Origin of the sequence: Brachybacterium sp. AOP43-C2-M15 (assembly GCF_052446295.1) — a bacterium.
Lineage (GTDB): Bacteria > Actinomycetota > Actinomycetes > Actinomycetales > Dermabacteraceae > Brachybacterium.
Window position 1 is genome coordinate 103,052 of record NZ_JBQSWB010000001.1, and the last position, 24,665, is coordinate 127,716.

Consider the following 24,665-nt stretch of genomic DNA (forward strand, 5'->3'; position numbering starts at 1 on the left):
GGCGATGGGTCCACGATGATCACGAGCGGTCAGGGATGGTCGCGGGTGGTGATGGGCGGTCATGGGCGCTCACGCGGCCCGCGCCCCGGCCGGGGCGGTGAGCCGCTGGACGAGCAGCAGGGCGAGGTCCAGGAGCAGGGCGAGCGCGATCACGAGCAGCGAGCCGGCGATCATCTGCGGATAGTTCTGGGAGCCGAGGCCCTGGAAGATGTACCGCCCCAGACCGCCGTTGCCCACATACGCCGCGAGCATCGCCGTGGCCACGACCTGCACGGTCGCGCCGCGCACCCCGCCGATGAGCAGCGGCATGCCCAGCGGGAGCTCGACGCGGGTGAGGATCTGCAGCTCGGTCATGCCCTGGGCGCGGGCGGCGTCGACGGTGGCGGGGTCCGCCGACTCCACCGCGGAGTAGGCCCCGGCCAGCAGCGAGGGGATCGCGAGGATCACGAAGGCCAGCAGCGGAGCGGTGAGCCCGATGCCCATGAGCAGGGCGAACAGCGTCACCAGGCCCAGCGTGGGCAGGGCCCGGGCGGCACCGGCGCTCGCGACGGCAAGACCCTTGAGCCATCCGGTGTGGCCGACGAACAGGCCGACGGGCACAGCGAGCAGCGCGGCGACGAGGACTCCCAGGGCCGTGTAGCCGAGGTGCTCGAGGGCGCGCATCGGGATCCCGGCGGGCCCGGACCAGCGCTCGGAATCCGCGAGCCAGAGCAGGGATTCGAGGTAGGGATTGCCGGTCATGGCCTGCGCACCCCCTGCCTGCGTGTCCAGGGCATCACCGCACGGCCCAGCAGCACCAGCAGGGCGTCGGTGAGCAGGGCGAGGGCGGCGGTGACGACGATCCCGGCGGCGATCTCGACCACGATCCCGCGGCGCACCCCGTCGGTGAACAGCATCCCCAGGCTCGGCACCCCGAGCACGCCGCCGACGGTGACCAGCGAGATGGTGCTCACTGCGACCACCCGCACCCCGGCCAGCAGGACCGGGCCGGCCAGCGGCAGCTCGACCCGCAGGAAGCGGGCGGCGGGGGCGTAGCCCTGCGCGGTCGCGGAGCCGAGCACGTCGCGGCTGACGGAGCGGAAGGCGTCCGAGGCGGTGGGGACCATGAGCGCGAGCCCGTACAGCGACAGCGCGATCGAGATGTTCAACGGGCTGCGCACGCTGGTGCCGATCAGGCCCGGCAGCAGCACGAACAGCGGCAGGGAGGGGATCGCGTACATCAGCCCGGAGGTGGTGGTGACGGAGGTGCGCAGCCATCCGCGGGCGTTGGCGAGCTTCGCCAGCGGCAGGGAGAGCACGAACGCGACCAGGATCGGCGGCAGCGCCTGCACCAGATGGGCGCCGGTGTAGGTGGCGATCACGTCGAGGTTGTTCAGGACCCAGGTCACGAGGGCCGCTCCCCCGTCGGCCGCTCGCCCGACGACGGCTCCCCTGCCGAGGATTCGCCTGCCGAGGACTCCCCTGCCGACCGCTGACCGGAGGCCGCGAGCACGCCGGCCGCGCGCCCTTCGGCGTCGACCACGACATCCTGCCCGTCGACCCGCTCGAGGTGCAGGGTGCGGGCCCCGCGGTCGGCCCCCACGAACGTCCTCACGAAGTCGTCGGCGGGCTCGGCGAGGATCTCCTGCGGGGTGCCGACCTGCGCGACGATGCCGCCGGGCTTGAGGATCACCACCCGGTCGCCGAGGAGGAACGCCTCGTCGATGTCATGGGTGACGAAGACGATCGTCTTGCGCAGCTCGCGCTGGAGCCGCTGCAGCTCGCGCTGCAGCTCGGTGCGCACGATCGGGTCGACGGCGCCGAAGGGCTCGTCCATGAGCAGGATGTTCGGATCCGCGGCGAGCCCGCGCGCCACCCCGACGCGCTGCTGCTGACCGCCGGAGAGCTGGGCCGGGTAGCGGGCGGCGAGGGCCGGGTCCAGGCCGACCGTCTCCATCAGCTCGTGGGCTCGGGTGCGCGCCTCGCCCTTCGCGGTGCCGCGCAGCACGGGCACCGTGGTGATGTTGTCGAGCACGGTGCGGTGCGGGAGCAGCCCCGAGGCCTGCATGACGTAGCCGATCGAGCGGCGCAGCCGCACCGGGTCCAGGCTCGCCACGTCCTCGTCGTCGATGCTCACCCGCCCGGAGGTGGGATCCACCATGCGGTTGACCATCCGCATCAGCGTGGTCTTGCCCGAGCCGGACGTGCCCACCAGGACCACGCACTCGTGCGAGGCGATCTCCAGGCTGAAGTCCTCGACGGCCAGCGTGCCGCCCGGGTACTCCTTGCGGACGTTCTCGAATCCGATCACGGGGCCTCCCAGCGGGGTCGGGCCGACGAGCTGTCTCTGCCGGACGCTCCACCCTATCCAGATGCGCCCCCGTCCGGTCGGTGCACGCGAGCCGTGGACCGAGCGGTCGAGAGGACGCCGGTCCTCCGCACCGCGCTCAGCTCGCGGCGGCGCGGGCCTTCATCCGGGCGTCGAGGGCGAGCGCGACACGGGTGAGCAGGAAGTTGATGACGATGTAGATCACCGAGACCACGAGATACGTCTGCACCAGGTAGCGGGTGATGGACACCAGCGTCTTGCCCTGGAACTGCAGCTCGTTGTAGCTGACCACGTAGCCGAGGGTGGAGTCCTTCAGCAGGGTCACCAGCGCCAGGATCAGACTGGGCAGCACCAGGCGCACCGCCTGCGGCAGCACCACCGAGACGAGGGCGTCGCGGCGGCTCAGCCCGATCGCGGCGGCGGCCTCGTGCTGGCCCCGGTCCACCGCCTTGATGCCCGCGCGGAACACCTCGGCGGTGGCGGCGCTGGAGACCAGGATCATCGGGATCACCAGCATCCAGAACCGCGGGAAGGTCACCCCGAACGCGGGCAGCGCCAGCAGGAACGCGTAGACCACCAGCAGCATCGGGATGCCGCGGAAGAACTCGATCCAGGTCACCGCGACGGCGCTGAGGAGCGAGAACCGCGAGATCCGCGCCAGCGCCAGCACCAGTCCGAAGGGGAAGGCGACGACGGCCGCGAGGGCCGTGACCTTGAGCGTGCCCCACAGGCCGTGCCCGAGGAAGGCGAGGTAGTCGACCCGCAGGTAGACGATCCACCTGTTCGGGTCGAGCTGGCCGTTGGCATGGAACTGCCACAGCCCCGCGGCCAGCAGTGCGAGGATCGCCGCGACGCTGAGGACCGACAGCAGCAGGATGCGGCGGCGGCCCTTGGGCCCCGGGGCGTCGAAGAGGACCTGGGTGGCGGAGGAGGACGTGGTGGTCATGCCTGTGCTCCTGCCGTGACGTCCAGCCTGCTGCCAGACGTCGAACGCCCTCTGTCCCGGCTCGGGGAGACCGCTCGCTCGATGACGCCGCCGAGCGCCGCACCGCCCAGCGACATGCCGAGGTACACGATGCCGGCCACCATGAACATGACCACCGCGCGCCCGGACTGGATGTTGAGGGTCTGGGTGACCCAGGTGATCTCCGTGACCGCGATCGCCGAGCACAGCGCGGAGCCGATCACGGTGCCGATGAACACGTTCACCAGCGGCTGGACCATGGCCCGGAACGCCTGCGGCAGCACCACGAAGCGCAGCGTGCCGAGGAAGCCGAGGCCGATCGACCGGGCCGCCTCGGCGTGGCCGATGGGCACCGTGTTGATGCCCGAGCGCACGTTCTCGCAGACGAAGGCGCCCGAGGACAGCGTCAGGCCGAGCACCCCGCACCAGAAGTAGGGCAGCTTCAGCCCGACGTCCGGCAGCCCGAAGGCGATGAGGATCAGCAGGCTCAGCAGCGGGATGTTGCGGAAGATCTCGACGTACACCGTCGCGGCCCAGCGCAGCGGCGGCACCGGGCTGACGCGGAACACCGCGAGCACGGTGCCGAGGACCAGCGCGAGCACGTATCCCACGACGGTGAGCGCGACGGTGTAGCCGACCCCGGCCAGCAGCAGGGGGAGATTGTCCAGGAGCAGGGCGATGCTCTCCTGCAGGTACAGGACGATCCCTCGAAGGAATGCCATGAAGTGCCTCTCGGTGCTGTCGGGGGTGGCCGACGGGGGCGTCCGCGGCGCGTCCGGCGGGCGGACCGCCCCCGGTCGGCGTCAGCGGTTCTCGGCCGGCGCGGGAGGGATCCCGCAGGTCGGGTCCCGCCGGACGGGCCCCGCGGAGCGAGAGCCGCGGATCGGGTGCCGCGGGTCAGGCCGGCAGGTCGCCCGGGGTGGGCGGCTCGGGGACGTCGCCGTCCATGACCTCGCCGATGGTCGCGGACCACAGCGAGTCCCACGTGCCGGAGTCGATGATCTGCTGCAGGAAGGTGTTGACGAACTCCACGGCGTCCTCGCTGTCCTGCGACAGGCCGATGCCGTAGGGGTCGTCCACGAAGGGCTCGCCGACCACCACGACCTCGTCGTCCGCCGCGGAGTTGCCGAGCAGCACGCCCTGGTCCAGCACGTAGGCGTCGGCACGGCCCTGCTTGAGCGCCGCGACGCAGGACTCGTTGTCCGGGAGGGTCTGGACGAGGGAGGCGTCGTAGTCCGGGATGTTCTCCTCGGCGGCCTGGATCCCGGTCGAGTTGGCCTGGGTGACCACTTCGAGACCGGTGAGGTCCTCGGGGCCGGAGATCGTCTCCGCGTCCTCGGCGCGCACCTGGATCGCGGTGCCGGAGAGGTAGTAGGGGCCGGCGAAGTCGATGACCTCGAGGCGCTCGGGGGTGATCGAGTAGGTCGCGATCACGCAGTCCACGGTGCCGTTCTGGATCAGGGTCTCGCGGGTCTCGACGGTGGTGTCGATGTACTCGACCTTCTCCTCCCCGCCCTCGCCGAGGATGTACTTGGCCAGCAGCTGGGTGATGCCGGCGTCGAAGCCGGTGGGCTGGCCGCCGGAGGTCGAGGCCAGGGAGAAGACCTGGTTGGCGACGGTGCCACCGCGGATCAGCTGGTCCTTGTCCTTGATGGCGGCGGCCCAGGGGCTCGCGGCGACGGCGTCGTCCTCGGCCACGGGGCCGGAGGCGATCACGTCGGCGAAGGGCGAGCCCTCCTCGTCGCCGCCCTCGGCGCCGAGATCGGGGCCGTCCCCGGTGTCGCTGGAACAGGCGGCGAGGCCGACGAGGGGCAGGGCGGCGGCCGCGGCGACGACGGCGCGCCGGCCGGGTCGGAAGCTCGTGCTGGTCATGGATCTCTCCAGTCTCTCGATCCGCTCCCTGAGGAGCGGAGTGTCAGGTCCGGCCGGGGCCGGGGTCCGCGGTCGCGGCGGTCGGTGGGTGCTCGCCGGGGCGGGCGGTCGGTGTGGGCGGAGGGTGAGAGGAGTGCGGTGCGAGCTCAGTGCGCGAGGATCTTGCTGAGGAACGCCTTCGCCCTGTCGCTGCGCGGGTCGGTGAAGAACTGCTCCGGCTCGCCCTGCTCGACGATCTCGCCGTGGTCCATGTAGACCACGCGATCGCAGACGTGCCGGGCGAAGCCCATCTCGTGGGTGACCACGAGCATCGTCATCCCCGCTTCGGCCAGCTCGGTCATGACGTCCAGGACCTCGTTGATGACCTCGGGGTCCAGCGCCGAGGTGGGTTCGTCGAAGAGGAGCGCCTTGGGCTTCATGGCGAGGGCGCGGGCGATCGCGACGCGCTGCTGCTGACCGCCGGAGAGGGCGGTGGGCAGGGAGTTCGCCTTGTCGGCGAGACCGACCCGCTCGAGCAGCTCCATCGCCTGCCGGTCCGCATCCGCCTTGGAGGCGCCGCGCACCTTGCGCGGCCCGAGGGTGACGTTGTCGATGGCCTTGAGGTGCGGGAAGAGGTTGAAGCTCTGGAACACCATGCCGACGTCGGCGCGCAGCCGCGTGAGGTCCCTGCCCTCCTCGGGCAGCAGCTCGCCGTCGATCGTGATCTCGCCGTGGGTGATGGTCTCCAGGCGGTTCAGGCATCGGCACAGCGTCGACTTCCCGGAGCCGGAGGCGCCGATCAGCGCGACCACCTCGCCGCGGTGGATGTCGAGGTCGATGTCCTTCAGCGCCTGGAAGTCGCCGAAGAACTTGTCGACGCCGCGCGCGGAGATCAGCGGGTCGCCCGTCGGGGCGGGGCGCCGCGAGGAGCCGCGGGCGGCAGGTGCGGCGTCCCCGCCCGTCGTCCCCTGCGAGGACGACGGGGCCGGGGACGACGCGGGATCCGGGGCGTCCTCCCGGTGCGCCCCCGGAGGCGTGGTGCTCTCGTTCATGTCCTGAGAATGCTGTGCGATCGGACATCTGTCCAGGTGGCGGGTTACGCGTTCACACTTCGGAACGGTTTCGTGATCGATCCGCGATGCACTCACGGGACGACCGGCCGGTCCGGCACTCCTGTGTTCCACGGTGGGAACTCACGTGCACCAGACCGTCCGGTCACCGGGACTCGAGGGCTCCGGGCCTGGCGGCTCACGCCTCGACGGTGGGGTCGGTCAGGCGCGGTAGGCGCCCTGGTAGACGGCATCGAACGGGGTGGCGCCCGGCTGCCGGTTCTCGATGGAGCTGGTGACCAGAGCCTTCGCGGTGCGGGCGGCCTCGAGCGGGGTGGCACCCTTGGCGAGCTCGGCGGTGACCGCGGCGGCCACGGTGCAGCCGGCACCGGAGACGCGGTGCTCGCCGATCTTGGGGCTGCGCAGCTCGACGGTCTGCTCGCCGTCGTGGAAGACGTCGACCGCCTCGGGCCCGTCGAGCACCACGCCGCCCTTGGCCAGCACGATCACGTCGTAGGCGTCGTGGATGCGGCGGGCGGCCTCGGTGAGGTCCTCGACGCTCTCGATGCTGTCCATCCCGGACAGCGTCATGGCCTCGAAGTGGTTGGGGGTGACGAAGGTCGCCAGCGGGAGGATCTTCTCCTTGAGGGCGTTGTCGGTGTCGAGCGCGGCACCGGGCTCCTGGCCCTTGCAGATGAGCACCGGGTCGAGCACCACGTTCGTGAAGCGGCGCTCGGCGAGCGAGGACGCGACGGTGTCGATCGTGGCCGGGGTGCCGAGCATGCCGATCTTCACCGTGTCGATCTCGTGCACGGTGGTGGTCGCCTCGATCTGGTCGGCGATCACCTGCGGGTCGACGGGCACGAAGCGGTGGCCCCAGTCGTTCTTCGGATCGAAGGAGACGATGCAGGTCAGGGCCGCGGTGCCGAAGGTCCCGAGCTGGTGGAACGTCTTGAGATCGGTCTGCGCCCCGGCGCCTCCGGTGGTCTCGGAGCCGGCGATGGTGAGGGCGACGTGCGTCATGGATGCCTTCCTTGGAGGTGTGACTGTCGAGGCCGCACGGGTCTGGCCCGGCGGGCGGGGCCGACCGGAGCCGTCGCAGCGGCCGTGACCGAGCGCTCCCAGGGCCGGATCGCGGGGGATCCCTCGGCCCGTCGCCGCGGTCGGGCCGCGCGCTCCCAGGGCCCGGCGCCTCTGTCGAGTCCGTGAGGTCGCACCGGCCCGTCGCAGCGGCCGAGCTCCGATGGTATCGCCTCGGGTACAGTGCCGGGCGTGCTGACGCCGGAATCGACGACGGGTTCGACGACGGAGGAGACGCCTTCACCCACCGCCTCCTCCGGCGCCTCCGCACGCGCGCGCACCTCCCCGCCGTCGCGGACGTCCGCTCTGGTCGCGGAGCATCTGCGTCCCACGGTGAAGTTCCTCCTGGTGGGCGGAGCGGTGTTCCTGCTCGACGCCGCGATGTACAACCTGCTCGTGTTCTGGCATCCCGCGGACGGATGGGGCCGGGGGCTGATGCACGCCAGCCCGCTGACCGCGAAGGTGCTCACCATCGCGATCGCCTCCTGCCTGACCTATCTGGGCAACCGGCTGTGGACCTTCGGGGACCGCCCGCGCCCGGACACCACCCGGTCGGTCATGCTGTTCATCCTGGTCAACCTCATCGCGACCGGGCTGCAGCTCTCCTGCCTGGGCTTCTCGAGGTATGTGCTGGGCCTGGACTCGGTGCTGGCGGACAACATCGCGGGGACCTTCATCGGCCAGATCGTCTCGACGTCCTTCCGCTACGTCACCTACGGACGGCTCGTCTTCCCCAAGCGCTGAGGCACGCCGTCGGCCGGCGGCCCGGTGCGCCGACGCGCGGCTCAGGCCTCCAGCCGGGCCCGGAAGGCCCTCTCCGCCGCCTCGCCGAAGGGTACGAACACGACGGTCCCGACCGTCTCCCCCAGCTCCTCGACGCTCTCGCGCACCGTCTGCACGGCCAGGCGCGCGGCATCGTCCATGGGCCAGCCGTAGACGCCTGCGGAGATCGCGGGGAAGGCGATGCTGCGGGCACCGAGCCCGGCGGCGACGCGCAGGCTCTCGCGATAGCAGGAGGCGAGGGTCGCCGAGCGGTCCTCGCTCGCGGAGTGCACGGGGCCGACGGTGTGGATGACCCACCGCGCGGGCAGTCTCCCGGCGGTGGTCGCGACGGCCTGCCCGGCGGGCAGTCCGTCCGGGAACGACGTGGCGCGCAGCTCCCGGCAGGCGGCGAGGATCTCGGGGCCGCCTGCACGGTGGATCGCCCCGTCCACGCCTCCGCCTCCCAGCAGGCCCGAGTTCGCGGCGTTCACGATCGCGTCGGTCTCGGCGGTGGTGATGTCCCCGGGACGGATCTCGATGTCCATGTCGGGCTCCTTCGCTCGTCGTCGTGCTCGTCGTGGTCGGGCTCGTCGTGGTCGGGCTCGTCGGTGGTGGTCGGCTCCTGGCGAGTGGGCGCGGGTTACGGAAGAAATGTGCCATCCGGGCCGCTGTCGCGCCACCTCCCGGCCAGGATCCCCGCACCCGGCCCCCGGTGACAGCAGCCGGATCCTGCTTCCGGACCCTGCTTCCGGACCCCGCTTCCGGACCCTGCCCGTGGGGACGACCGCGTCACCGCCCCCGACGAGCTGGTCGTCGCCGTGGACCGGCGCTCCGCGGTCGCGGCCCTCTGAGAGACTCGGGGCCATGGAGACCACCGGCCCCTGGACCCGTGCCACCGCCGCCGCCGGCCTGATGAAGGACGGCGAGGCCCGCCCCACCGTGTTCGCCCGGATGTCCGCGAGTGCCGCGGAGCACGGGGCGCTCAACCTCGGCCAGGGATACCCGGACGACGCCCCTCCCCCACAGGTCGCCGAGGCCGCGGTCGAGGCGATCCGCCAGGGCCGCAACCAGTACCCGCCAGGAGCCGGCGAGGCCGTGCTGCGCGAGGCGATCGCGGAGCACCAGCAGCACTGGTACGGGCTGACCTGGGATCCGGCGCGCGAGGTGCTGGTGACCACCGGCGCGACGGAAGCGCTGGCCGCCACGGTCCTCGCCCTGGTGGAGCCGGGCGACGAGATCGTGACCATCGAGCCGTTCTACGACCAGTACGCCGCGCTGACCGGCCTGACCGGCGCGGTGCACCGCACGGTGCCGGTCACCTCCGTCGCCGAGGAGGGCTCGGGCGACCTGGTCCTGGACATCGACGAGGATGCCCTGCGCGGCGCGTTCTCGCAGCGGACCCGACTCGTGCTGGTGAACACGCCGCACAATCCCACGGGGCTGATGCTGCGGGAGTCCGCGCTGCAGGCGATCGTCGACGAGGCGGAGCGGCACGACGCGCTGATCGTCACCGACGAGGTCTACGAGCACCTCACCTTCGGCACCTCTCACCGGCCGATCGCGACCCTCCCCGGGGCGCAGGACCGCACCGTCTCCATCTCCTCGGCGGGCAAGACGTTCTCGGTGACCGGCTGGAAGATCGGCTGGATCACCGCCCGCCCCGAGCTGGTCACGGCCATCACCGGTGTGAAGCAGTGGCTCACCTACTCCTCGGGCGCCCCGTTCCAGCCCGCCGTGGCGGCCGGGCTGGGGCTGCCGGACTCCGTCTTCCACGACCTCGCCTCCGACCTGCGCGAGCGCCGTGACCTCCTCACAGCAGGGCTGCGCGAGATCGGCTTCCGCGTCAGCATCCCCGAAGCGGGGTACTTCACGGTCGCGGATGCCGGCCCGCTCGGGGAGGGGGACGCCGATGCCCTCGCCGCGCGCCTGCCGGTCGAGGCCGGCGTGGTGGGGATCCCGCTGTCCGCCTTCTACCGCGACGGGAACGCCGGTGCGGCGAGCTCCTACCTGCGCATGGCCTTCTGCAAGAGCAGAGAGACGATCGAGCGGGCGCTCGAGAAGCTCGACGCCTGGGCGACCCCCCGCCGCTGAGCCCGGCCCTGCCCGGATCCGCGCAGGGCCCCTCCGGGCCGCAGGGAGCACTGGGGCACGGCGCCCCCGGGACGGCCGCACAGCCGGCGCCGCTGCGCACGAGGACCGCCCGCCGGCACCTGCTGGTGCGGGCGGACGGTCGATGCACTGCCGGGCGGGGTCAGGTGGCGGCGACCCACACCGGGTCGGCGGAGAAGTCCAGGATGTACTGGACGGAGAACGTCCCGTCCTGCACATCGTCCTCCGGGACGATGATCCCGAACTCCCAGCTCGTGCTGTCCCCGTCCTGCAGGGTGTCGGTCTCGAGCCACGAGTTCGGGGTCACGCTCCCCTCGTCGGCGTATGCGCCGCCCCCGCTGGGGTGGTACTCGACGAAGAGCGTGAAGCCGGGCTCGAACGTGTCGTCACCGCGGTAGGTGATCGACACCGGGACCAGCACGTAGGTCTCGCCGTCGCCGGGTTCGTCGTTGTAGGCGTTCGCCTCCATCACCTTGTCGGTCGCGTCCCAGTCGATCTCACCGACGGTGACGTCGAGGCTGCCTCCCTCGCCGTCCTCGATCGTGAACTCCTCGCCGAGCGCGTAGGGGTTGTCCTCCGACCCGTCGCCGCCCCCGGCCGCGGCACCGTCGCCGCCTTCCTCGGTGCTTCCTTCGTCCGTGCCTTCGTCCGTGCCGCCCTCGTCGGTGCCGCCCTCGTCGGTGCCGCCCTCCTCCTGGGTGGTCGCCGCCCCGCCGCCGTCGCCCTCGGATTCGCCGCCCCGGGTGAACAGGTAGATGCCGCCGCCCACCAGGACCAGCAGGAGGACGAGCACCGCGCAGCCGGCGCAGAGGATGATCGGCAGCGCGTTGGACGTCTTCGGGGTGCCGCCCTGCGGGGCGAAGCCCTGGCCGGCGCCGTCGCCGACGTTCGGCCCGTAGGACGGGTCCTGGCCGAAGGCGCCGTTCGGGGACGGCTGCCCCTGGCCCCCGTACCCCTGGTCGCCGAATCCCTGCTGGCCGTAGCCGGGCTGATCCTGCCCGTACCCCTGCTGCCCGAACCCATGCTGTCCGTATCCCTGCTGCCCGTACCCCCCACCGGGTGACGGCTGGCCGTAGGGGTCGCCAGGCTGCGGCTGGCCCCATCCGTTCTGCGGTGGCTGCGACATGATCTGCTCCGGCGCCCACGGTGGCGCCGTCCCCTCTCTGCTGATGCTGTGCGTGCAGGCCGAGCCCCCTGGGCCGGTGCGCCACATCGTACGACGCATCCAGCTGGCGCCCGGGCTCGATCGTGTCCCCATCCGATCACGAAGCGCGCCCTCTCCGCACGGGTTCCACCCTGCTCCCGTCGGGACGGGAACGGGGCGGACGCCGGGTGGTGCGGTCAGCGACGCGCGGTGAACTGCTCCCCGTGGAACGTCCTGTCGGCGGCGCGCTGCGCGGCACCGGAGGCGTCGAGGTACGGGGTCACCCCGCCGCGGTGGCGGGGGAAGCCGGCGCCCAGGATCAGCGCGAGATCGACCTGCTCGGGCCGCTCGACGACGCCCGCGTCCAGCATCAGCGCGATCTCCTCGGCCAAGCCGTCCTGGACCTTCTCGAGCAGCGCATCACCGACAGGCGCACCGGCGCCGTCGCCCGTCCCGGTCCCGAAGGCCTCGGCGACCGTGGGCGAGACCGGCGGGTGCACGGCGCCCTTCGCGGGCTCGGTGAAGCGGGCCTCGCGCTCCACCATCGCGGTGAGGCCCGGCGAGGCGTGGAAGCGGTCCCCGAGCTCGTCGACCAGCACCCGGCCCACGTGATCCGCGACCGCGAGGCCCACCAGGTCCAGCAGCTCGAAGGGGCGCATCGGCATGCCGAGCGCGTCGAGGGAGGCGTCGACCTCGACGGGGTCCGCCCCGGCGTCGACGGCGGCGAGGACCGCCCCGAGCACGCGGAAGAGGAGGCGGTTGACGATGAACCCGGGGGCGTCGGCGCTGCGCACGGCGAACTTGCGCAGGCGCCGCACCACCTCGAGTCCGGTGGCGAGGGTGGTCTCGTCGGTCGCGTCGGTGTGGATCACCTCGACCAGCGGCATCTTGGCGACGGGGTTGAAGAAGTGCAGGCCCACGACGCGCTCGGGGTGGGCGAGGTCCTCGGCCATCCGCGCCACCGACAGCGAGGAGGTGTTGGTGACCAGCAGGGCGTCCTCGTCCAGGACGCCCTCGAGCTCACCGAACACGGACTTCTTGATCGCGAGCACCTCGGGGACGGCCTCGAGGACCAGGTCGCAGCCGGCGAGGTCCTGCAGCTCCGCGGTCGAGGAGAGGTTCGCGGCGACGGCCTCGGCGGTGCTCTCGTCGAGCTTCCCGCGAGCGGCGGCCTGTGCGATCACGTCCCGGGCGGCGGCCAGGCCCTTGGCGGCGATGTCCTCGTCGAGGTCCCGCATCACCACGGGGACCTGCAGGCCCAGCGCCAGCTGGGCGGCGATCTGGGAGGCCATCAGACCGGCGCCGGCCACGCCGACGCGACGGATCTCGCGGGCGCCGTCGACCGGGGTGCGGCCGGGCTTGCCGCGGCGCAGCAGCTCCGCGGAGTACATCGAGGCAGCGGCCGCATCGCTGCGCACGAGCTCGACGAGGGCGGCGGCCTCCCGGTCCAGGGCGTCGCGGAGCGTCGAGCCGGGCAGCGCCTGCAGCAGCGCGAGGGCGCGGCCGACGGCGGGAGCGCCCTGCGCCTCGAGGCGCGCGGCCCAGGCGCGGCGGGTCTCGGCCGGGCCGTGCGCGGCGTCGAGCGCGTCGAGCAGCGCCTCGGCCTCGGGGGTGTCGGCGGCGGGCACGGGCGCCTCGCGTCCCACCCAGGCGCCCGGGGCGTCGGGCCCGGCGACGGCCGCGGTCTCGGCGAGCGCGGGGTCGACCACGTCGGCGTCGGCCTCGTCGAGGTCGCCGTGCGCGGCGACGAGGGCGGCGAACTCGTCGAGCGCGGTGTCGAGGTCCTCGGCGATCTCGTCGACCAGGCCGATCTCTTCGGCCTGCTCGGCGCTGAGCTGCCGGTCGCGGGCGGGGTCCTCGAGGATCATGCGCACGGCGTTCTCGGCGCCGACGACGGACTGCAGCAGGGTGGTGCCGCCCCAGCCGGGGAGGATGCCGAGCCCGGTCTCGGGCAGGCCGAGGCCCCGCACGTCCGGGGCGGCGGTGCGGACGTCGGCCATGAGGGCCACCTCGAGGCCGCCGCCGAGCGCGACGCCGTTGAGGTGGGCGAGCACCGGGACAGGGCTCGTGCGCACGCGGATCTGCAGGTCGTGGGCGGCGCGGGTCATGGGTTCGACGTCTGCGACCGCAGAGGGGTCAGCGAACATCGACAGGTCGGCGCCGGCGAGGAAGACGCGCCCGGTGCCGGTCAGCGCGATCGCCTGCACCTCGCCGGCCTCGGCACGGTCCAGGGCGTCGCCGATCGCGCCGGTCACGGCGTCGATCGAGCGGGGACCGAGGGTCGCAGGGCGCTTCTCCTCCCCCTCGGGCGGTGCGAAGGTCAGCACGGCCACGGTGCCCAGCCCGGGATGCTCGCGGTCCTCGGCGAGGACTCGGGTGACGTGCTCGGTGTAGCTGCTCATCTGGGACCTTTCGCGGACTCTTCGTCGAGGGCAGGCGGCTCCCGCGCAGTTGTCTGATACTGCGGGTTTCAGATAGATCATGCCTCAGAGCGGCGGCGCGTGTCCACCGCGGCCGCGCGTCGGGCGCGGGCCACAGGGCGCAGGGCGCAGGCGACAGAGCGCAGGGCACAGGGCACAGGCCCGCCAGGAGGCCCTCGCCGCTCAGGACGTCCCGAAGTAGAGGATCTCGCCGCTGAAGGTCTCGACCCCGAGGCGGAAGCTGTCGATCTCGCCCTCGGGGACCAGGAAGGCGCTGTGGAACCGGGCGCTCTCCCCGCTGCCCAGGGGCCCGATCCGCTTCATCGGATCCTCGAGCAGGCCCTCGCCGACGTCGGGGAAGTAGGTGCGGTCGCTCTCCCCCGTCAGCCACAGCTCCTCGGCGGGGGCCATCTGCCCGGGCCCCTCGTACCGCACCTCGTAGGTGACCGCGACCAGCCGGTAGCCGTCCTGGAGGACGTCGCGCCCGCCGGCCGCCGGGACGGCGGCATCGAGGTCGACCTCGAGGGCGGTGACCGCGAGCGTCCCGTCGGTCCAGGCGGGCCAGCTCACGGTGTGCTCGCCGATGGTCGCCGGCTTCTCGTAGCTCCCGGTCCCGTCGGTCACCTCACGGTCCCGTGAGTCGGTGACGGTGCCGGGCCTGCGCTCCTGGGACGGCGTGGCGGGCGGGTCGCTCGGGGACTCCTCCTCGGTGGTGGGCGCAGGGGTCGGCGGCGCAGGGTCCTCGGCCGTCAGGCGCTGGATGCCGCCGACCACGAGACCGACGGAGGCGACCAGGGCCGCGGCCTGGACCAAGACGATCGCAAGGATCGCCCACGGAGGGAGCGCTCCCCGACGGCGCCCGTCGACCGCGGGCGCCGAGCCCTGGGGATCGACGGTGAAGGAGGGCGCGCCGTAGGGGGCGCCGTCGTCGAAGGCGCTGCGAGCGGGCTCCCCGGTCCGGTCTCCCGACGAGCTCTCGGAGGCGGTGCCGGGCAGCGCGAAGGGCTCCGGCTCGGCCGGGACGGACCTGTCCTCCCAGTCGTAGCCGGAGGACGAGCCCCGCTCCTTCGCCATGGTTCGAGCATAGGGGGCCGACGGCCCCGAGGACGATGCCCGGGACGGCAGTGCCCCGGACGACGACGCCCCGGGACGTCGCTGCCCGGGACGACGAGCGGCCGACCCCCGCCAGGGAGTCGGCCGCATCGTGCCGCCTCAGGCCGGCATCAGGCAGGCATCTGCGTGAAGACGTAGACCTGGCCGCGCTTCGCCCCGCCGTAGCCGGGCTGGGCGGTGCCGTACCAGGTGCCGTCCCCGCCCTCGTCCGGGGTCCCGGTGATCTCGCAGACGGCGTGCTCGCCGCCGTCCAGCAGCTCGCAGTCCGCCTCCAGGCCGGCGGGGACGTCCCCGTCGGGCGCATCCGCCATCATCACGGCGGTGATCGCGGCGCCCTCCACGAGGTCGAGGGTGACGTCCCCGAGATCGCTCACCCCCGGGGAGCCGATCCCCTGGGGCGCCTCGGCCACGCCGAGCGGGAAGTCCCCGTCGGCGTCGACCTCGATCAGCAGCGAGGTGCTGCCGAAGGCGGCCGGGACGAGGTGCACCTGGGCGGCGAGCTCGCCGACACCCGACCCCTCGCTCGCCAGCAGGCACTCGGCGACGGACCCGTCGATCGAGGCGACGCCCTCGCAGGACGCGCCCGAGCTGGCCAGGAATTCCGTCCCCAGCAGCTCCTCGGCGGTCATCTCGGTGGCGCCGCGCTGGTCGCCGTAGAGGTTCTGCAGCACGACGTAGCGCATGCCGTCCCGCTCGGGCAGCGACTCGGCGGAGTAGGTGCCGGACCACGACTCCGGGACCACCGCCTCCGGATCCCCGGCCCCCGCCGGGCCGACGCCGACGGACACGTCGGCCGGGGCGGCGACACCTCCACCGGCGGCACCTCGATCATCGGCACCTCGGCCGTCAGCTCCGGTGCCGGCGGATCCGAGCACCCCTCCGCAGCCCGCGAGCAGCGCCCCGGCCGCCAGCGCCGCCGCCACCCTCGCACCGCTGCGACGAGCCCCCGCTCGCCGAGCGGCCCTCCGCACCGCAGCCCCTGACGTCTCGTCCCCTGACAGCACTGTCCTGGTCATCGTGATCTCCCCCTGGCGATCATCCCGTCGCCGCGGCGTCCGCCACGGCCGTCCGGCGTGCGATCCGGTGGGACCGCACGCGATGACTTTACTGTTCCTTGACTGTCGCAACAACGACTCTTTGGTGAAGAGGTTGTGCACGCCCCCTTGTACCTACAACCGTTCGGTTGTAGTTTTTGGGCATGCCGCAGACGGAGGAGGACCGGGTCGACGCCTGGTTCCACGCCCTCTCCGACCGCACCCGCCGCGACATCCTGCGGCGCGTCCTGGCCGGGGAGGAATCGGTCTCGGCACTGGCCCGGAACTACCCGATGAGCCTCACCGCCGTGCAGAAGCACGTCGCCGTGCTCGAGCGGGCAGGACTGATCACGAGGCGTCGCAGCGGCAGGGAATCCCTGACCCGCGGCGAGGCCGACGCCGTGCGCTCGGTGACCCGGCTCCTGACGGAGCTGGAGGCGGCGAAGCGCGCCCATGTCGAGCGCATCGACGACCTCCTCGCCGCGGAGAGCGACGAGTCCACCCCAGGGAAGGACCGACCATGCCCGTCACCGACATCACCCACGACCTCGACGCCCTGACCATCACGATCACCGCGCAGTTCGCCGCTCCGGTCGAGCGGATCTGGGAGATCTACGCCGACCCCCGCCAGCTCGAGAAGGTGTGGGGTCCGGTGGAGTACCCCGCCACCGTGGTCGACCACGACCTCCGCCCCGGCGGCCTCGTCACCTATTACATGACGGGCCCCGAGGGCGATCGTCACCACGGCTACTGGAAGGTGCTCGAGACCGACGAGCCGCACTCCTTCTCCTTCGAGGACGGCTTCGCGCACGAGGACTTCACCCCGAACACGGAGCTGCCGGTCTCGACCTGCGTGAGCCGCTTCAGCGCGCAGGACGGCGGCACCCGGGCGGTCTACGTGACCACCTACGCCGATCGCGAGGGCCTGCAGACTGTGCTCGACATGGGCGTCGAGGAGGGCACCCGCTCGGCGATGAACCAGATCGACGAGCTCATCGCCTGAGCGGGACCTCCGCCGGCATCGCGAGCTGGGCGACGGCCGCCGGCGACCCTTCCTGGTCGCCGGAGCCGTCGCCCAGCAGCATGCGGACCCCGAGGAAGGCCGCGAGGGAGAGCACCAGGACGATCACGACCAGTCCGCCGGCCACCACCGCAGGGCTCGGGCGACGGCGGGCGCCGCGCGGCCGCGCGGCGGCGTCCGCCTGCGCGGTGGCATCCGGCGCTGCGACGTCGTGCTGCGATTCCGGGGCTCGAGGTCCGGAGGGCGAGGGCGAGGCTGGCGAGCTCATGGGCGTTCCGGCGCGGGGCCGTTGTCCTTCCTCCGACGGGCGGGGCCCGCAGTGACGCGAGCACCGACACGGTATCCGACCTGCCTCCGGGCCCCCGGACCCGTGGACCCATGATCTCCCGGCTCCGCACCGGGCCCATGACCTCCCGTGACACGGGCCTGGGCTCGTCGGGCCGACGGGAGTAGCGTGACATCGCCCCCGTCGGCCGCCCCCGCCGATCCGAACCCCTCCGCACGAACCGAGGCCCCGCATGACCCTCCAGGACGGCTCCGAGCCCGCATCCCTGCACGTCCCCGCCCGCAGCGGGGCGGGCGAGGGACCCGCCGCGGCGGTCGACGCGGAAGCGCCGGCGGTCGACGCGGAAGCTCCGGCCACCGATGCAGACGCGCCGGCCGCCGACGCCTCGGTGCTGGACAGCCCCGCCTGGTCCTCGCTCAGCGGACACCACCGCCACCTCGCCGAGGGCAATGAGCACGTGCTGCGCTACCCGGAGGACGTCTCCCCCTTCGTGGGCGTGCGCGACTGGGAGCACCCGGACGTGTGGGACGCGATCATCGAGGTGTTCGGCCACGACGCCCTGGTGGGGGTCTCCCACGCCGACCCGCTGCTCCCCTCGGGATGGACCCCGGAGTTCTCGATCCCCGGGGTGCAGATGGTGCAGAGCGAGAAGCTGGAGGCCCGCCCCGACGAGGAGGCCGTCGAGCTGGGCGCCGCGGACAGCGCCGCAATGATCGCCCTGGTGGAGCGCACCAGGCCGGGTCCGTTCCGGGCCCGCACCCACGAGATGGGCCGCTACGTGGGGATCCGGCGCGAGGGCGAGCTGATCGCGATGGCCGGCGAGCGCCTGCACCCCGAGGGGTGGACCGAGATCAGCGCCGTCGCCGTCGACGAGCGGCACCGCCGGCAGGGACTCGCCTCGCGCCTGCTCCTGGACGTCGCCTTCCACATCCAGCAGCGCGGGGACCGGGCCCTGCTGCACGCCTCGGCCGCGAACACCAGTGCGATCGCCGGCTACGAGAAGCTCGGCTTCGTGCTGCGGCGACGCCTCACCTTCGGGGCGGTCCGCACCCCCTGAGCGCGCGAACGGCCTAGGGTGGAGGCCGAGCCGACGGCGGAGGCCGGAGGAGGGCGCGATGACGACGAGCAGCACCGGCGCCGGAGACGTCGCCGCGCAGCCGCCGCGTCCGATCCCCCGCTCCGTGCACGCGGTCGAAGCGGTCCTGCTCGCTGCCATGACCTCGCTGCTGCTCGAGGTGATCGCCCTGCCGCTCGTGCCTCGGCTGCTGCTGCTCCTCGGCCTGCTCGTGCTCTTCCTCGCCGTGGCGCTGCGCGCACAGAGCCGCAGCTGGGGAACGCTGATCGCCCCGGCGTTCACCCCGGCGCGCATCGCCGTCGGCGTGTTCATCATGGCGATGGTGCTGCTCGTGACGGGCTTCCCCGAGGGGGCGGGTCTCCCCTGGCGGATCGCCGTGACGCTGCTGGCGCCCGCGATCTTCTACGCCCTCTCCCGCTGGGACGACGTGCGCACCGTCGCCCTGCTCCGTGCCCGTCGATCGCCGGCGCAGGACGCCGCGCCGAGCCCCACCGGCCGCGCCTGACCGGCGGTGCACCGGAGCGGACACCGGGCGACCACCTGCGACGGCCCCGGCGGCACCCTCGCCGTGGTCCTCGACGGCCCCGCGCGCCGGTACCGTCGTGCCATGGACGAGACCGCGACGTGGCCCCAGCAGCTCCAGGACGTGGACCGCAGCGACGACGGGCTGCGGGCCTGGGTCGCGGAGCGGATCCACCGGCTCGACGCCGACGGGCGACGCAGCGCCGACACCCACCTGGTCGCTCTCGACCTGCCCGCGGGCTGGGACATCCAGGTCTACCTCAAGGACGAGTCGACCCACGCCTCCGGCAGCCTCAAGCACCGCCTGGCCCGTTCGCTGTTCCTGTTCGCGCTGGTGGGCGGCCAGCTGCGCCCCGGGATGCCGGTGATCGAGGCCTCCTCGGGGTCGACGGCGGTGAGCGAGGCGCACGTGGCACGGATGCTCGACATCCCCTTCATCGCGGTGATCCCCCGGGGCACCAGCACCCGCAAGATCGCGCTCATCGAGTCCGCCGGCGGGCGCTGCCACGTGGTCGAGAGCGCCGAGGAGATGAGCCGCGAGGCGCAGCGCCTGGCCGAGGAGCTGGGCGGGCTGTTCCTCGACCAGTTCAGCCATGCCGAGCGGGCCACGGACTGGCGGGGCAACAACTCGATCGCCGTCAGCGCTCTCTCCCAGCTCGAGCTCGAGCCGCATCCGGTGCCCCGCTGGATCGTGGTCGGCGCGGGCACCGGCGGCACCAGCGCGACCTTCGGCCGCTACCTGCGCTACCGTCGCCTGCCCACCTCGCTGTGCGTGGCCGACGTCGAGAACTCCGCGTTCTTCGACGGCTGGGTGCAGGGCGACCCGACGGTGGTCACCGACCGCGGCTCCCGCATCGAGGGCATCGGCCGCCCGCGGGTCGAACCGAGCTTCGTCCCCGGGGTCGTGGACCGCATGATCCGGGTGCCCGATGCGGCCTCGGTCGCGGCGGCGCGCTATCTCTCGGAGCGTCTGGGCCGACGGGTCGGCGCCTCGACCGGGACCAACCTGATGGCGGTCGCGCAGCTGGTCGCGCAGATGCGGGAGCGGGGCGAGACCGGATCGGTGCTGACCCTGCTGTGCGACTCCGGCGACCGGTACACCGACACCTACTTCGACGACGACTGGGTGGCCGCGCAGGGCTGGGAGCCGGCACCGTGGCGGGAGGCGATCGAGCGGATGCTGCCGCTCGGGGAGCACTGAGCAGGCAGGCCCGGGCAGGACAGCCCGCACAGGCCAGGCCGGCCGGCGCAGCTCGCCCCGGACCGCCCGCCCGCGGCGGCCGGCCGGCCCTCCGAGCCGCCGCGCGTGCGCTCAGACCGCCGCGCCCGGACGCTCCAGCCTCCAGGCCGCCTCGAGGTCGCCGCTGAGGCGCACCCGGGCACCCGCACCCGCCTCGAAGCGCCGGGTGTGGGGTGCGGCGGCCTCGGGGAGCAGCTCGAGGAGGCTGCCGTCGAGGAACAGCACGGCCGGGCCGGCCTCTGCCGTGAGGGCCTCGGTGGCGGCTCCCCCGTCACCGCCGAGCACCTCCACCCGCAGGTCGCCGCGGAGGCGTACCTCGAGGCGAGCGGGGGCGTCGACCTCGAGCGTCGCGGTGCTGCCCGCCCGGTCGATCACGAGCTGCTCGGCGCGCAGCGCGGTCAGCTCGCGCGGCACCAGGGATCGCAGCTCACCGTCGACGAGCCGGAGCTCGCGCGGGAAGGTGAGGGTCCCCGCCCAGCCCTGCGCGTCGGTCAGCGCCTGGGTGCGGCCCTCGCCCTCCCAGGACCATCCCCACAGCAGCACGCGATCGGGGTCGCCGTCGGCATCGGCATCGGCATCGGCATCGGCGTCGACCACCGCCTGCGGGGCGTAGAAGTCGGGGCCGAGATCGACCCGGCCGCCGCCCGTGGGGACGAAGCGCGGAACCCCGTCGCCGTCGGACTCCATGTCCCCGACCAGGTAGTTCACCTGGATGGTGGAGGGGTCGTGGGTCTCGGGGCGGCGCCAGAGCGAGAGCAGGAGGACCCAGTGTCCGTCGAGCTCGACCAGCTGCGGGCACTCCCAGAGGTCGGCCGGGGCGTGCTCGGCGGCGATCGGGTCGTCGCCGTGCAGGAGGGAGCCGACGAGCTCCCACTGCTCGAGGTCGTCGCAGGAGTACAGCGGCAGGGTGGGCACGTACCCGCCCGACTCCCGCACCCCGGCGCCCTGGATCGCCCAGCGCCGACCGCCGTGGGTGAACACGAAGGGGTCGCGCACGCCGAGCAGGCCCTCGATCGCGGGCACGTCGGCGACCACGGTGCCGGGCTCGACGAGCCCCGTGCCGCTCGCGTCGAGCCGGGAGACGATCACGCGGGAGAACTGGTCCTCCACCCCGTCCACCCCCGAGTAGACGAGGGTGGGCACCCCGGCCGGGTCCGCGGAGCGGTCGAGCAGGCCGACGCCGCTCCAGCAGCCGCCCCGGTCCGCCTCGCCCGGACGCGGCGCCGGCCCCATCGGCTCCTCGCGCCAGCCCACCAGGTCGCTCGAGGACATGTGCCCCCAACGGATGTTCTCGTGCCGCGCCGAGGACGGGTTGTACTGGAAGAACACGTGCCAGCGGCCGTCCGCGGTGCGCAGGATCCCGTTGGGGTCGTTGAGCCAGCCGTGCGGGTGCACGCGGTGCAGGGCGGGGAAGCGGGGATCGCGTGGGCCGAGGGGGTCGGTCATGGGGTGAGTGCTCCTGATCGGGGACGACGGGATCGCGTCGAGGACTTGGTCGGGGTCGAGGTCGAGGACCGGGTCGGGGTCTAGGTCGGGATCACTTCGAGGACCCGGCGGTGAGGCCGTCGCGCAGGTAGCGCTGGCCGAAGAGGAACACGACGACCGCCGGGATCATGGAGAGGATCACGCCGGCCAGGACGATCGAGATGGAGCCGGTGCCGAGGTTCCCCTGCAGGGTCACCAGGCCCAGCGGCAGCGTGTAGTTCTGCTCGGAGATCATGAAGATCAGCGGGCGGAAGAACTCGTTCCAGTGGTAATTGAAGGCCAGGACGCCCACGATCGCCATCCCCGGCAGGGCCAGCGGTGCGTAGACGGAGAAGAAGGTGCGCCAGGGGCTGGCCCCGTCGATCGCGGCGGCCTCGCCGAGCTCGAGCGGGAGCCCGAGGAAGTACTGGCGCATGAGGAAGGTGCCGAAGGCGGTGGGGATCGCCGGCAGGATCAGGGCCAGCAGGGTGTCGGAGAGGCCGATGCCACGGATGATCATGAACACCGGCACGATCGTGACCTGCACCGGGACCATCATGGTGGACAGCACGATCGCGAACAGAGCGTTCTTGCCGCGGAAGTCCATGCGGGCGAAGACGTATCCGGCCATGGCGGCGGTGAGCATCTGCCCCACGGCGATGACCCCCGTGACCAGGGCGCTGTTGAGGACCAGCAGCGGCACCGCGATCTGCTCGAAGACCGCGGAGTAGCTCGAGAGGTCCGGCGAGGTGGGGAAGAAGCTCGGGGGCAGGCTGAAGGACTCGGCGGCCGGTCGCAGGGAGGTGGTGAAGGTCCACCACACCGGTCCGAGCGTCAGCACGGCGGCGACCACGAGGACGGAGTACTTGGCGAGAGCGGGCAGGCGGCGTGTCATCGGAGGTCCTTCCGGACGGGATCAGGGGCGCTCGCAGCGGCGGGAGCGCGGCTCACTGGTAGAAGACGAAGCGGCGGGCGAGACGGAACTGCGCGGCGGTGACCAGCATGATCAGGACCATCAGGATCAGACCGATGGCGCTGGCCCGGCCGAACTCGAGCTCGCGGAACGCGCTCTCGTAGATGACCATCACGACGGTGCGGGTGGAGTCCCCGGGGCCGCCGCGGGTGAGCACGTAGGGCTGGTCGAAGACCTGCAGCGCGGAGATGATCGCCATCACCGAGGCGACCAGCAGGGTGGGGCTGACCAGCGGCAGGGTGAGTCTGCTGAACTTCTTCCAGCCGGTGGCGCCATCGATCGCGCCGGCCTCGTAGACCTCGGTGGGGATCGCGCCGAGCCCGCCGATGAACAGCAGGAACGAGAAGCCGAAGTTCTGCCAGACGTACACCGCGATCACCACGACCATCGCCCACTGCGGGCTGGTCAGCCACGGCACCGCGGGGATCCCCACCAGGGACAGCGCCCAGTTGATGACGCCGTAGCTCTCGTTGAACAGGTACTTCATGAGGATCGAGACGCTCGCGGCGGAGAGCACCAGCGGGAAGAAGAAGGTCGAGCGGAAGAACACCCGCAGCCAGGCGGGCATCCGTGCGTGCACGAGCACGGCCAGCAGCATCGCCACCACCAGCTGCGCGCTGACGGCGACGGCCACGAACACGGCGGTGTTGGCGAAGGAGATGCCGACGGTGCGGTCGGTCGCGATCTCGGTGAAGTTCTGCAGGCCCACGAACTGCGGGGAGGTGATGATGTCCCAGCGGAAGAAGGCCAGCGCCAGCGAGCCGACGATCGGGAGGACCACGAAGAGGCCCACGCCGAGCATGGTGGGGGCGAGGAACAGCCAGCGCAGCAGGGCGCTGTCCCGGGCGGCGGTCATGAGCGGTCCTCCTCGGCGAAGACGTCACGCAGGTCGCGGTCCAGGGACGCCAGCGAGCGGGTCACCTGCTCGGGACCGCCGGCCAGGGCGGTGGAGACGTTGCGGATCAGCGCCGTCTCGACGGCGGCCTGCTGGGGCGGGGCGGGGATCGGACCGGTGGTCGGGAAGCGGTCGAGGGTCTCGTAGAACCGCGACCAGTGCTCCGGTCCGATACCGGTGTACAGGTTGTCGTTGACCATCGAGCGGCGGGTGGGGGTCGTCGCGGGAGTCGGGAAGGCGAGCTCCATCGCCTCCTTGGACGCGGTGTACTTGATCCACTCCCACGCCTGCTCGGCCTTGTCGGTGGTCCTCATCACCGCGTACCCCGCGGCGCCGAACTGGTGGCGCTGAGTGCGCCACCGGGGGAAGAACTGGACGTCGTACTGCGCGGGGTCCATGCCGCCCTCGGCCAGGCCCTGGACCCAGTAGCCGCCGGCGGGGGTGGTGCCGATGCGACCGGAGGCGAACAGGCCCACCAGGGTGTTGCCGCCGCCCTCCTCGGGACGGACGGCGAGATCCTCGTCGACCAGGGAGCGGAGGTACTCGAAGCTCTCGTGGACCCGCTCGTCGGTCGCGTCGGACCCGGTCCACAGGTAGCCGCCGGAGCGCTCCTCGCCCGGGTAGAAGGTCGACCAGAAGTCCTCCCCGCCCGCGGCCTTCTCCTCGACGAGGAAGGAGGTGTCGTTGACGTACAGCCAGGGGACGATGCCGCCGAAGAGGCGGTTGGTCCAGTAGTACGGACGGGTGTCCCCCTGCATGCCGCGCAGCAGCTCGGTGAAGTCGTCCCGGGTCCAGTCCTCAGCGGGCATCTCGAGGCCGTTGCGCTCGAGGACGTCGAGGTTGAGGTACATGTTGGCGGCGTTGAAGTCGAGCGGCAGCTGGAACAGCGAGCCCTTGTACATGAACGCCTCGACGAGGCTCGGGTGGACGTCCTCGAAGTAGTCGCGCAGCTCCTCCGCATCGCGCAGGAGGTAGTCGTCCAGCGGCAGCGCGAGACGCTCGGCGAACAGCTGCGCGCCCTCGGTCGCGGTGTAGACGATGTCCGGCTCGGTGCCGGAGGCGACCATGGTGAGGATCTTCGCGAAGAAGTCCCCCCAGTCGGTGGCCTGCACGGACTGGATGAGCACGGGGATGTCCGGATGCTCCTCCATGAAGGCGTCGGCGATGAGCTGCCGCCCGGCGGCATCCTGCGAGGTGCCGAGGATCAGGATCGTCAGGGCGTCCTCCCCGCGGCCGGGGATGTCGGCACCGGTGAGGCGGGGCCAGGCGGCGACGGTGCCGGCGAGGGCGGCTGCGCCGCCGGCGCCGAGAAGGGCGCGGCGGGTGATGGTCGAAGTGCTGGCCATGCGGTCCTC

Annotated in this window: 25 protein-coding genes; 7 read left to right on the forward strand and 18 right to left on the reverse strand. The window is 72.5% G+C overall.

Translation table 11 applies throughout. From position 1 onward, the window contains the following. Window positions 1-69: 69 nt before the first annotated feature. The 8 genes from ACT3SP_RS00405 to ACT3SP_RS00440 form a co-directional block, all read right to left on the reverse strand. The gene (locus ACT3SP_RS00405) at window positions 70-741 is read right to left on the reverse strand and encodes an ABC transporter permease (RefSeq protein ID WP_444585250.1); all 672 of its coding nucleotides are present in this window, start codon (window positions 739-741) and stop codon (window positions 70-72) included. Then, complete coding sequence (locus tag ACT3SP_RS00410; protein WP_444585251.1) at window positions 738-1,388, reverse strand: ABC transporter permease; 651 nt, start codon at window positions 1,386-1,388, stop codon at window positions 738-740. Before ACT3SP_RS00410 ends, ACT3SP_RS00405 begins: the two co-directional genes overlap by 4 nt. Next, window positions 1,385-2,290 carry an ABC transporter ATP-binding protein gene (locus ACT3SP_RS00415; protein ID WP_444585252.1) on the reverse strand — a complete coding sequence of 302 codons (906 nt, stop codon included), beginning with the start codon at window positions 2,288-2,290 and terminating at the stop codon, window positions 1,385-1,387. Before ACT3SP_RS00415 ends, ACT3SP_RS00410 begins: the two co-directional genes overlap by 4 nt. Window positions 2,291-2,426: 136 nt before the next feature. Next, window positions 2,427-3,254 carry an amino acid ABC transporter permease gene (locus tag ACT3SP_RS00420; protein ID WP_444585253.1) on the reverse strand — a complete coding sequence of 276 codons (828 nt, stop codon included), beginning with the start codon at window positions 3,252-3,254 and terminating at the stop codon, window positions 2,427-2,429. Further along, window positions 3,251-3,994 (reverse strand): amino acid ABC transporter permease, encoded by a 744-nt coding sequence (locus tag ACT3SP_RS00425; protein ID WP_444585254.1) that lies wholly within the window; start codon window positions 3,992-3,994, stop codon window positions 3,251-3,253. The genes ACT3SP_RS00420 and ACT3SP_RS00425 overlap by 4 nt, the downstream gene beginning before the upstream one ends. 175 nt (window positions 3,995-4,169) lie before the next feature. Further along, window positions 4,170-5,144: a glutamate ABC transporter substrate-binding protein gene (locus ACT3SP_RS00430; protein WP_444585255.1), complete on the reverse strand. Its 975-nt coding sequence runs from the start codon at window positions 5,142-5,144 to the stop codon at window positions 4,170-4,172. A 146-nt stretch (window positions 5,145-5,290) separates the two neighbouring features. After that, on the reverse strand, window positions 5,291-6,175 hold the full coding sequence (locus tag ACT3SP_RS00435) for an amino acid ABC transporter ATP-binding protein (protein WP_444585256.1): 885 nt from the start codon (window positions 6,173-6,175) through the stop codon (window positions 5,291-5,293). A 219-nt stretch (window positions 6,176-6,394) separates the two neighbouring features. After that, on the reverse strand, window positions 6,395-7,195 hold the full coding sequence (locus ACT3SP_RS00440; protein WP_444585257.1) for a hydroxymethylpyrimidine/phosphomethylpyrimidine kinase: 801 nt from the start codon (window positions 7,193-7,195) through the stop codon (window positions 6,395-6,397). Window positions 7,196-7,444: 249 nt separating this feature from the next. On the opposite strand from ACT3SP_RS00440, the gene ACT3SP_RS00445 reads away from it, so the two are divergent. Then, window positions 7,445-7,996 carry a GtrA family protein gene (locus tag ACT3SP_RS00445; protein WP_444585258.1) on the forward strand — a complete coding sequence of 184 codons (552 nt, stop codon included), beginning with the start codon at window positions 7,445-7,447 and terminating at the stop codon, window positions 7,994-7,996. A gap of 41 nt (window positions 7,997-8,037) precedes the next feature. Here ACT3SP_RS00445 and ACT3SP_RS00450 read toward each other — a convergent pair whose 3' ends face one another. Beyond that, window positions 8,038-8,559 (reverse strand): O-acetyl-ADP-ribose deacetylase, encoded by a 522-nt coding sequence (locus ACT3SP_RS00450; protein ID WP_444585259.1) that lies wholly within the window; start codon window positions 8,557-8,559, stop codon window positions 8,038-8,040. A gap of 319 nt (window positions 8,560-8,878) precedes the next feature. Between ACT3SP_RS00450 and ACT3SP_RS00455 the strand changes: the two genes are divergently transcribed. After that, entirely contained in the window at window positions 8,879-10,105 is a 1,227-nt protein-coding gene (locus tag ACT3SP_RS00455) for an aminotransferase class I/II-fold pyridoxal phosphate-dependent enzyme (RefSeq protein ID WP_444585260.1), read from the forward strand. Window positions 10,106-10,265: 160 nt separating this feature from the next. Here the strand turns inward: ACT3SP_RS00455 and ACT3SP_RS00460 are convergent, their stop codons facing one another. The 4 genes from ACT3SP_RS00460 to ACT3SP_RS00475 form a co-directional block, all read right to left on the reverse strand. Then, a complete protein-coding gene (locus ACT3SP_RS00460) occupies window positions 10,266-11,249 on the reverse strand; it encodes a hypothetical protein (RefSeq protein ID WP_444585261.1) in 984 nt (327 codons plus the stop codon). Between the two features lie 215 nt (window positions 11,250-11,464). Continuing rightward, entirely contained in the window at window positions 11,465-13,669 is a 2,205-nt protein-coding gene (locus ACT3SP_RS00465; protein ID WP_444585262.1) for a 3-hydroxyacyl-CoA dehydrogenase NAD-binding domain-containing protein, read from the reverse strand. Between the two features lie 201 nt (window positions 13,670-13,870). Continuing rightward, window positions 13,871-14,761, reverse strand: a complete 891-nt coding sequence (locus ACT3SP_RS00470; protein WP_444585263.1) for a hypothetical protein — start codon at window positions 14,759-14,761, stop codon at window positions 13,871-13,873. Between the two features lie 149 nt (window positions 14,762-14,910). Beyond that, on the reverse strand, window positions 14,911-15,723 hold the full coding sequence (locus ACT3SP_RS00475) for a hypothetical protein (protein ID WP_444585264.1): 813 nt from the start codon (window positions 15,721-15,723) through the stop codon (window positions 14,911-14,913). A 275-nt stretch (window positions 15,724-15,998) separates the two neighbouring features. Here ACT3SP_RS00475 and ACT3SP_RS00480 point away from each other — a divergent pair, with 275 nt between their 5' ends. Together ACT3SP_RS00480 and ACT3SP_RS00485 are read left to right on the forward strand one after the other, a co-directional pair. Next, window positions 15,999-16,394, forward strand: coding sequence for an ArsR/SmtB family transcription factor (locus tag ACT3SP_RS00480; protein WP_444585265.1), 396 nt, complete (start codon window positions 15,999-16,001; stop codon window positions 16,392-16,394). After that, complete coding sequence (locus ACT3SP_RS00485) at window positions 16,355-16,837, forward strand: SRPBCC family protein (protein ID WP_444585266.1); 483 nt, start codon at window positions 16,355-16,357, stop codon at window positions 16,835-16,837. Before ACT3SP_RS00480 ends, ACT3SP_RS00485 begins: the two co-directional genes overlap by 40 nt. Here ACT3SP_RS00485 and ACT3SP_RS00490 read toward each other — a convergent pair. Further along, entirely contained in the window at window positions 16,827-17,123 is a 297-nt protein-coding gene (locus tag ACT3SP_RS00490) for a hypothetical protein (protein ID WP_444585267.1), read from the reverse strand. The two genes, ACT3SP_RS00485 and ACT3SP_RS00490, sit on opposite strands and share 11 nt — an antisense overlap. 250 nt (window positions 17,124-17,373) lie before the next feature. Between ACT3SP_RS00490 and ACT3SP_RS00495 the strand changes: the two genes are divergently transcribed. From ACT3SP_RS00495 to ACT3SP_RS00505, 3 genes are all read left to right on the forward strand, one after another. Beyond that, entirely contained in the window at window positions 17,374-18,198 is an 825-nt protein-coding gene (locus tag ACT3SP_RS00495) for a GNAT family N-acetyltransferase (RefSeq protein WP_444585268.1), read from the forward strand. Between the two features lie 58 nt (window positions 18,199-18,256). Beyond that, window positions 18,257-18,721 carry a hypothetical protein gene (locus tag ACT3SP_RS00500; RefSeq protein ID WP_444585269.1) on the forward strand — a complete coding sequence of 155 codons (465 nt, stop codon included), beginning with the start codon at window positions 18,257-18,259 and terminating at the stop codon, window positions 18,719-18,721. Window positions 18,722-18,823: 102 nt separating this feature from the next. After that, window positions 18,824-19,939: a PLP-dependent cysteine synthase family protein gene (locus ACT3SP_RS00505; RefSeq protein WP_444585270.1), complete on the forward strand. Its 1,116-nt coding sequence runs from the start codon at window positions 18,824-18,826 to the stop codon at window positions 19,937-19,939. 111 nt (window positions 19,940-20,050) lie between these two features. Here the strand turns inward: ACT3SP_RS00505 and ACT3SP_RS00510 are convergent, their stop codons facing one another. The 4 genes from ACT3SP_RS00510 to ACT3SP_RS00525 form a co-directional block, all read right to left on the reverse strand. Further along, entirely contained in the window at window positions 20,051-21,424 is a 1,374-nt protein-coding gene (locus tag ACT3SP_RS00510) for a glycoside hydrolase family 32 protein (RefSeq protein WP_444585271.1), read from the reverse strand. Window positions 21,425-21,515: 91 nt separating this feature from the next. Next, on the reverse strand, window positions 21,516-22,337 hold the full coding sequence (locus tag ACT3SP_RS00515; protein WP_444585272.1) for a carbohydrate ABC transporter permease: 822 nt from the start codon (window positions 22,335-22,337) through the stop codon (window positions 21,516-21,518). Window positions 22,338-22,389: 52 nt separating this feature from the next. Continuing rightward, a complete protein-coding gene (locus tag ACT3SP_RS00520) occupies window positions 22,390-23,271 on the reverse strand; it encodes a carbohydrate ABC transporter permease (protein ID WP_444585273.1) in 882 nt (293 codons plus the stop codon). Next, a complete protein-coding gene (locus tag ACT3SP_RS00525; protein WP_444585274.1) occupies window positions 23,268-24,656 on the reverse strand; it encodes an extracellular solute-binding protein in 1,389 nt (462 codons plus the stop codon). Before ACT3SP_RS00525 ends, ACT3SP_RS00520 begins: the two co-directional genes overlap by 4 nt. Window positions 24,657-24,665 lie beyond the last annotated feature (9 nt).

What these genes read in the sequence shown, in the direction of transcription:
- ACT3SP_RS00485 (WP_444585266.1), top strand. Translation starts at nt 16,355, where the DNA reads ATGCCCGTCACCGACATCACCCACGACCTCGACGCCCTGACCATCACG.
- ACT3SP_RS00490 (WP_444585267.1), bottom strand. Translation starts at nt 17,123, where the DNA reads ATGAGCTCGCCAGCCTCGCCCTCGCCCTCCGGACCTCGAGCCCCGGAA.
- ACT3SP_RS00435 (WP_444585256.1), bottom strand. Translation starts at nt 6,175, where the DNA reads ATGAACGAGAGCACCACGCCTCCGGGGGCGCACCGGGAGGACGCCCCG.
- ACT3SP_RS00425 (WP_444585254.1), bottom strand. Translation starts at nt 3,994, where the DNA reads ATGGCATTCCTTCGAGGGATCGTCCTGTACCTGCAGGAGAGCATCGCC.
- ACT3SP_RS00460 (WP_444585261.1), bottom strand. Translation starts at nt 11,249, where the DNA reads ATGTCGCAGCCACCGCAGAACGGATGGGGCCAGCCGCAGCCTGGCGAC.
- ACT3SP_RS00420 (WP_444585253.1), bottom strand. Translation starts at nt 3,254, where the DNA reads ATGACCACCACGTCCTCCTCCGCCACCCAGGTCCTCTTCGACGCCCCG.
- ACT3SP_RS00470 (WP_444585263.1), bottom strand. Translation starts at nt 14,761, where the DNA reads ATGGCGAAGGAGCGGGGCTCGTCCTCCGGCTACGACTGGGAGGACAGG.
- ACT3SP_RS00450 (WP_444585259.1), bottom strand. Translation starts at nt 8,559, where the DNA reads ATGGACATCGAGATCCGTCCCGGGGACATCACCACCGCCGAGACCGAC.
- ACT3SP_RS00455 (WP_444585260.1), top strand. Translation starts at nt 8,879, where the DNA reads ATGGAGACCACCGGCCCCTGGACCCGTGCCACCGCCGCCGCCGGCCTG.
- ACT3SP_RS00500 (WP_444585269.1), top strand. Translation starts at nt 18,257, where the DNA reads ATGACGACGAGCAGCACCGGCGCCGGAGACGTCGCCGCGCAGCCGCCG.
- ACT3SP_RS00520 (WP_444585273.1), bottom strand. Translation starts at nt 23,271, where the DNA reads ATGACCGCCGCCCGGGACAGCGCCCTGCTGCGCTGGCTGTTCCTCGCC.
- ACT3SP_RS00510 (WP_444585271.1), bottom strand. Translation starts at nt 21,424, where the DNA reads ATGACCGACCCCCTCGGCCCACGCGATCCCCGCTTCCCCGCCCTGCAC.
- ACT3SP_RS00465 (WP_444585262.1), bottom strand. Translation starts at nt 13,669, where the DNA reads ATGAGCAGCTACACCGAGCACGTCACCCGAGTCCTCGCCGAGGACCGC.
- ACT3SP_RS00405 (WP_444585250.1), bottom strand. Translation starts at nt 741, where the DNA reads ATGACCGGCAATCCCTACCTCGAATCCCTGCTCTGGCTCGCGGATTCC.
- ACT3SP_RS00480 (WP_444585265.1), top strand. Translation starts at nt 15,999, where the DNA reads ATGCCGCAGACGGAGGAGGACCGGGTCGACGCCTGGTTCCACGCCCTC.
- ACT3SP_RS00515 (WP_444585272.1), bottom strand. Translation starts at nt 22,337, where the DNA reads ATGACACGCCGCCTGCCCGCTCTCGCCAAGTACTCCGTCCTCGTGGTC.
- ACT3SP_RS00430 (WP_444585255.1), bottom strand. Translation starts at nt 5,144, where the DNA reads ATGACCAGCACGAGCTTCCGACCCGGCCGGCGCGCCGTCGTCGCCGCG.
- ACT3SP_RS00440 (WP_444585257.1), bottom strand. Translation starts at nt 7,195, where the DNA reads ATGACGCACGTCGCCCTCACCATCGCCGGCTCCGAGACCACCGGAGGC.
- ACT3SP_RS00495 (WP_444585268.1), top strand. Translation starts at nt 17,374, where the DNA reads ATGACCCTCCAGGACGGCTCCGAGCCCGCATCCCTGCACGTCCCCGCC.
- ACT3SP_RS00525 (WP_444585274.1), bottom strand. Translation starts at nt 24,656, where the DNA reads ATGGCCAGCACTTCGACCATCACCCGCCGCGCCCTTCTCGGCGCCGGC.
- ACT3SP_RS00505 (WP_444585270.1), top strand. Translation starts at nt 18,824, where the DNA reads ATGGACGAGACCGCGACGTGGCCCCAGCAGCTCCAGGACGTGGACCGC.